4 protein-coding genes are annotated in these 4,897 nt (G+C 67.6%); 2 read left to right on the top strand and 2 right to left on the bottom strand.

Features of this window, described 5'->3' with window-relative positions:
* On the top strand, nt 1–2,766 hold a 2,766-nt coding region (gene uvrA, locus QOI01_RS05930), incomplete at its 5' end, for an excinuclease ABC subunit UvrA (protein WP_526379256.1).
* Here the strand turns inward: uvrA and QOI01_RS05925 are convergent.
* Together QOI01_RS05925 and QOI01_RS05920 are read right to left on the bottom strand one after the other, a co-directional pair.
* Nucleotides 2,756–3,934 (bottom strand): DNA glycosylase AlkZ-like family protein, encoded by a 1,179-nt coding sequence (locus tag QOI01_RS05925; protein ID WP_526379255.1) that lies wholly within the window; start codon nt 3,932–3,934, stop codon nt 2,756–2,758. The two genes, uvrA and QOI01_RS05925, sit on opposite strands and share 11 nt — an antisense overlap.
* A gap of 3 nt (nt 3,935–3,937) precedes the next feature.
* Nucleotides 3,938–4,219, bottom strand: a complete 282-nt coding sequence (locus QOI01_RS05920; RefSeq protein WP_526379257.1) for a hypothetical protein — start codon at nt 4,217–4,219, stop codon at nt 3,938–3,940.
* 149 nt (nt 4,220–4,368) lie between these two features.
* Here QOI01_RS05920 and QOI01_RS05915 point away from each other — a divergent pair, with 149 nt between their 5' ends.
* Nucleotides 4,369–4,866, top strand: coding sequence for a lipoprotein LpqH (locus QOI01_RS05915; protein WP_526379254.1), 498 nt, complete (start codon nt 4,369–4,371; stop codon nt 4,864–4,866).
* Nucleotides 4,867–4,897 lie beyond the last annotated feature (31 nt).

Here is a 4,897-nt window from a genome sequence, read left to right as displayed (position 1 = left end):
TTCGACACCATCTTCGCCGAGGGTCAACGCCGTTACGTCGAGTCGCTGTCGGCGTACGCGCGGCAGTTCCTGGGGCAGATGGACAAGCCGGACGTCGACTTCATCGAGGGTCTTTCGCCCGCGGTGTCCATCGACCAGAAGTCCACCAACCGCAACCCGCGCTCGACCGTCGGCACCATCACCGAGGTGTACGACTACCTGCGGCTGCTCTACGCCAGGGCGGGCACCGCGCACTGCCCCGTGTGTGGTGAGCGGATCGCCAGGCAGACACCGCAGCAGATCGTCGACCAAGTGCTTGCGATGGACGAGGGCATCCGCTTCCAGGTGCTGGCGCCCGTCGTGCGCACCCGCAAGGGCGAGTTCGTCGACCTGTTCGACAAGCTCAACAGCCAGGGTTACAGCCGCGTGCGCGTCGACGGCGTCGTGCATACCCTCACCGACCCGCCCAAGCTGAAGAAGCAGGAAAAGCACGACATCGAGGTGGTCGTCGACCGGCTCAGCGTGAAGGCCAGTTCCAAGCAACGACTCACCGACTCTGTCGAGACGGCACTTGGCCTCGCCGACGGCATCGTCGTGCTGGAATTCGTCGACGAGGACGAGGGTGCGCCGCACCGGGAGCAGCGGTTTTCGGAGAAGCTCGCCTGCCCCAACGGACACGCCCTGGCGGTGGACGACCTTGAGCCACGGTCGTTCTCGTTCAACTCGCCGTACGGGGCCTGCCCCGAGTGCACGGGACTGGGCGTCCGCAAGGAGGTCGACCCCGAGCTGGTGGTGCCCGATCCCGAGTTGACGCTGGCCGACGGTGCGATCGCGCCGTGGGCGATGGGTCACAACGCCGACTACTTCACCCGGATGCTCGAGGGCCTCGGCGAGACGCTGGGATTCGACGTCGACACCCCGTGGCGCAAGCTTCCGGTCAAGGCACGCAAGGCCATCCTCGAGGGCTGCGACGAGCAGGTGCACGTTCGGTACAAGAACCGCTACGGCCGCACCCGCTCCTACTACGCGGACTTCGAGGGGGTGATGGCGTTCCTGCATCGCCGCATGGAACAGACCGAGTCCGAGCAGATGAAGGAACGCTACGACGGCTTCATGCGTGACGTCCCGTGCCCCGTCTGCGAGGGCACCCGACTCAAGCCCGAGATCCTGGCCGTCTCGCTCGCCGCAGGGGACGAGGCGAAGTCCATCGCGCAGGTCTGCGACCTGTCGATCGCGGACTGCTCGAAGTTCCTCAACCAGCTCACCCTCGGCACGCGTGAACACGCCATCGCCGGACAGGTGCTCAAGGAGGTTCAGTCGCGGCTGGGCTTCCTCCTCGACGTCGGGCTCGACTACCTGACATTGTCGCGCGCGGCGGGCACCCTGTCCGGCGGTGAGGCGCAACGCATCCGGCTCGCCACTCAGATCGGCTCAGGACTCGCAGGCGTGCTGTACGTCCTCGACGAGCCCTCGATCGGGCTGCACCAGCGCGACAACCGCCGCCTGATCGACACGTTGGTCCGGTTGCGCGACCTCGGGAACACGCTGATCGTGGTCGAGCACGACCTCGACACCATCGCCCACGCCGACTGGGTGGTCGACATCGGCCCGGCGGCGGGCGAGCACGGCGGTCTCATCGTGCACAGCGGTAGCTACGCGGATCTCCTGACCAATCCCGAATCCATCACGGGTGCTTATCTTTCTGGCAAGCAAAGCATCGAAGTGCCTGCCATTCGCCGCCCCGTCGACCGCAAACGCCAATTGACGGTGGTCGGTGCGCGGGAGAACAACCTGCGCGAGATCGACGTGGCGTTCCCGCTCGGCGTACTCACCTCGGTCACGGGGGTCTCGGGGTCGGGCAAGTCCACGCTCGTCAACGACATCCTGGCGTCCGTCCTGGCCAACAAGCTCAACGGTGCGCGTCAGGTTCCTGGTCGCCACACGCGGATCAACGGACTCGACCAGGTCGACAAGCTGGTGCGAGTCGACCAGTCGCCGATCGGCCGCACTCCGCGGTCCAATCCGGCGACCTACACCGGTGTCTTCGACAAGATCCGGACGCTCTTCGCCGCCACCACCGAGGCCAAGGTGCGTGGCTACCAGCCGGGGCGGTTCTCGTTCAACGTCAAGGGCGGTCGCTGCGAGGCGTGTTCCGGTGACGGCACCATCAAGATCGAGATGAACTTCCTTCCGGACGTATACGTGCCGTGCGAGGTATGCCACGGCGCCCGGTACAACCGGGAAACGCTCGAGGTGCACTACAAGGGCAAGACCATCTCCGAGGTTCTCGACATGTCGATCGAGGAGGCGACGGACTTCTTCGAGCCCATCACGTCGATCCACCGCTACCTGAAGACGCTCGTCGACGTCGGACTCGGCTACGTTCGGCTCGGCCAGCCCGCGCCCACGTTGTCCGGTGGCGAGGCCCAGCGCGTGAAGTTGGCCGCCGAGTTGCAGAAGCGATCGACGGGACGCACCGTCTACGTCCTCGATGAGCCCACCACCGGGCTGCACTTCGAGGACATCCGCAAGCTGCTCAAGGTCATCAACGGCCTCGTCGACAAGGGCAACACGGTCATCGTCATCGAGCACAACCTCGACGTCATCAAGATGTCGGACTGGATCGTCGACATGGGACCCGAAGGCGGTGGCGGCGGTGGCACCGTCGTCGCGGCTGGCACCCCCGAGGACGTCGCTGCCGTGGCGGAGAGCTACACCGGTCAGTTCCTCGCAGAGATGCTCCCGTCACCGGCGCCGGCGAAGAAGCGACGCAAGGTCAGCGCTTAGCCGGGGCCGCCTTCGACAGCGGCGATGGGAACCGGGCGCTCACCCGTGCTCCGTCGAGCCAGTCGGTCAGCTCCTCGGCCTTGCGCGCCAACGCCTTCGACGCCGTCCCGTCGACGTTCTCGACGACTTGCAGGACGACGCGCCCCTCGGGGTCCTGCGTCCACCCGCCGACGATCCGGCCGTCGCACCATGCCGTCGGCCCGCCGTTGCCGTTGCGGTCGAAGATTTGGGCGCGGTGCTCGCCGAGGTACCAGTCCCTGTCCTGCCAGCCCATCGTGGTGACGTCCAGGCCGGGTAGCAGTGCGCACCACCGGTCACAGGCGGGTTCGGGTTCCAGATCGTCGGGCAGCAGGTAGCCCGCGGTTCCATCCATGTCGACCTCGACTGCGCCGAGGTCGCTCAGCGCGCCGCGCGCCCACGTGAGGGTGTGACCGAACCCCCACTTCACGTCGTTGACCGTGGCAGGCCCAAAGGTCCGCAGCCAGGTCCCGACCAGGGCCGAACGCGCGGCATCGTGGTCCACCGACTCGTGGCCCGCGCCGAGCCACTGCGCCGCCGCCGACCATTTCGGGCGCGACGTCGTCCAAGTGCCCTCGTTGGGTCCGCGGACCACGAGGCCCTGAGCCCCGAGCACCGTGATCACCCGAGGTGAGATGGGACCCGCTCCGCCCCAACTCCTTCCGGGCGCCGGGTCGTAATCGCCCGCCAGTTGGGGGAGTGCCGCGCGCAGGTCTCTGGCACTGGTGTGGCCGTTCTCGGCGAGATGTGCGAGGACGGCAGCCGACGCGTCGTCGAGCCAGGCTTCGCCGTCTTCTGCGATGCCGGCCGTCACCACGTCCGCGACGAGCTTGCGTCGCTCGTTGGCGGCGACGCGGTCGCTGGCCGCGGACTGCACGGTCGGAAGGTCGTTGGCATCGAGCACCCAGAGCGTCCGCCGCATGGCGAGATGCTTGAGAACGGACCTGTCTTCGTACAGCGCGGTATCGAGGTCGGTGAGGCTGAAGCCGGCGATGCGCGCCCACAGTGACAGATACGGCGTGGCGGGGTCGGTTGCATGAAGGCCGACGAACTGGCCCGCGACGTCGGCGACGCCCTCCTCGGTGCGTTCGGCCAGGAGGTGGCGTCGCGCCAGTCGCGTCCGCCGCTCCGCGACGGTGAAGGAGCGCACCGCTCAGGCTTGCCCGGACTCGGGGCCGGGCTCGTCGCGCATCGCCGCCCGGATCTCCTCGAGCCGGTCGTGGGCGGCGCGCTGCCGAGCCTCGTACTGCTCCTCGACCTGGCGTCCCTCGGCGGTCTCCGACGCCAGTTCCGCCGAACCGGTCGCGGTGCCGTACCTGGTCTCGATCTTCTCCCGCACCGACTCGAAGGTCGGCACTCCGTCGGCGGTGTAGCCGGTGTCAGCGGGTATCACCGGGAGCTGCTCTGGCGGGGCCGACGCGTCGGCCGGAACGATCTCCGCGTCGAGGATCTCCTCGGGCTCGGCTGCGTCGGACACCTTGTCACCGTACCGCGCGCAATTGTTGGGATCGGTAGCGATTCGGGCCTCGTGTACTTGCTTCACGGCGACGCCATCGGGGCGGAGCGAAACGAAGGGACATTCCGATGAAGAAGATCGTGACTGCGGGCATCGGCATCGCGGCGACCGCACTGGTTCTGGTCGGCTGCTCGGACGACAAGGGTTCGACGCCCGGGTCCAGTATTCCAGCCGCGAGTGGCGGCAGCAGCACTCAGGTGAGCACCAGCGGCAACAGCGAGGTCAAGGTGGAGGGCCAGGATCTGGCGGGGCTGGATCTCAACTCGGTGACCTGCGTCAAGACCGGCGGCAAGATCAACGTGGCCAGCGGCGCGGTCGGCGGCCAGCAGGGTGTCGCCGTCGTGATGACCGACGGAGCCGCCCCGACGGTCGAGTCGCTGGGTCTGGTCGTCGACGGCAGTGCCCTTGCCGTTGCCCAGATGGGCGGCATGAAGTCCGGTTCCGCGGACGTCGCCGTCGCCGGCAGCACCTACACGATCACCGGTGAAGCGCAGGGCGCCGACATGACGAACCCGATGGCGGGAATGATCACGAAGAAGTTCGAGATCAAGGTGACCTGCAACTGACGGGTCCTACCGCGGGGGGGGGGGGGGGGGG

The sequence above is a fragment of the Mycobacterium sp. genome, assembly GCF_032162605.1.
In the GTDB taxonomy this organism is placed as follows: Bacteria; Actinomycetota; Actinomycetes; order Mycobacteriales; family Mycobacteriaceae; genus Mycobacterium.
This window is presented reverse-complemented; position numbering and strand designations above follow the sequence as displayed.